This is a genomic window from Janthinobacterium sp. GW823-FHT06H09, assembly GCF_058794735.1.
The window spans coordinates 1-1,579 of the sequence record NZ_JBXAHC010000035.1 but is presented as its reverse complement, the minus strand read 5'-3'; the positions used below and the strand labels follow the sequence as shown (position 1 = coordinate 1,579).

The 1,579-nt window shown below is 59.5% G+C and carries 1 protein-coding gene; it reads left to right on the top strand.

All coding sequences use genetic code 11. The annotated features are described in order from the left end of the window. The first annotated feature begins 254 nt into the window (after positions 1–254). Entirely contained in the window at positions 255–1,316 is a 1,062-nt protein-coding gene (locus tag AC1Q6X_RS27750) for an NF038122 family metalloprotease (RefSeq protein WP_492498992.1), read from the top strand. Positions 1,317–1,579 lie beyond the last annotated feature (263 nt).

Here is a 1,579-nt window from a genome sequence, read left to right as displayed (position 1 = left end):
AATTGGTAGACGCGCATGGTTCAGGTCCATGTGCCTTCGGGTGTAGGGGTTCGAGTCCCTTCGTGGGCACCATTACCAAAATTCGCAAAAGAGCCGCAAACTTTCACGAGTTTGCGGCTTTTTTCATTTCCAGCCCCAGCAAACCCTGTCGGCATTCTTGACAGTTGACGGCTGCGCACGCGCCAAGTCCTTGATTTTACGAGTGAGCACGCTTCTTGCCTGCACGATGGCATCGCCATTGCTGGAGCGCCGCCATGAAAAGCCTCGTCGCCGTCCTCGCCTTGATGTTACCTATCAGCACTATCGCCTCGCCCCTGTTCAATCTGCAATACGTACCCGGCACTTCGCTGCAGGCGCAGCAGGGATTCCAGGCGGCGGCCGCGCGCTGGTCGCGCGTCCTGAAAGACAATGTCACCATCGAGTTGACGGTGGGCTTCAATTCGCTGGGCGGCAACATCCTGGGGCAAACGGGCTCGTCGGAAGCGTTTTACCGCTACAGCGACTTTCGCGGCGCCCTGGCCGCCGACGCCACGTTCACCATCGACCAGCGGGCGCTGGCGCACCTGCCAACGGGCGACAGCTTCGGCATGCTGATCAACCGCACGGCCAACAGCCCCAACGGACCCGGCAGCGCCCTGCCCTATCTCGACAACAATGGCGACGCCAACAATCAGTATTTATCCCTGAGCAATGCCGAAGCCAAGGCCGTCGGCCTGGCGCCGCCGCAATCGCTGGACGGCTGCATCGGCAATTGCGACGGCTTCATCCAGTTCAACAGCGATTTCAACTTCGATTTCGATCCCGGCAATGGCATCGGCGCCCACAGCATCGACTTCATCGGCGTGGCCATGCATGAAATCGGCCACGCACTGGGCTTTCTCAGCGGCGTGGATATCCTCGACTACAACTCGCCGCCGCTGGGCGGCCCCTATGACGACACGGAATTTACCTACGTCTCGGGACTGGACCTGTTCCGCTACTCGGCAGAAAGCGCCGCGGCCGGCGTGATCGACTGGACGGCCGACAACCGAGACAAGTATTTCTCGCTCGATGGCGGCGCGACGCGCGGTCCGCTGTTTGCCAACGGCAGCTTTCACGGCGACGGCGACCAGGCCAGCCACTGGCGCGACAATTTAGACCTGGGCATCATGGACCCGGCGGTGGCATACGGCGAATTATTGCGCCTGCGCTGGAACGACTTGATCGCCCTCGACGCCATCGGCTGGGATATCGCCCCGAACGCCATCCCGGCGCCGGGCACCTTCCCGCTGTTATGTCTGGCACTGATGCTGCTGGCATGGCAGCAACGACGCTGACTACGCTGAAAAAACAGGCAGTTTTACGCCATTTCTCATAGGGAAAACCCTTTTTTCAGTGGAAAAGAGGGTTTCTTGAAGAAAAGAGCAAAATGTTCATTGACCGAATCGCCGCCAACCCTTATTATTTTGTCCGTCGCTGCAGAACACGCAGCAGACAGCAAGCAGCAGCAAAACGCAGCACAATGCCCACGTGGCGGAATTGGTAGACGCGCATGGTTCAGGTCCATGTGCCTTCGGGTGTAGGGGTTCGAGTCCCTTCG

Excerpts from the sequence above, each read along its gene's own strand:
- AC1Q6X_RS27750 (WP_492498992.1), top strand. The coding sequence starts at position 255 with ATGAAAAGCCTCGTCGCCGTCCTCGCCTTGATGTTACCTATCAGCACT.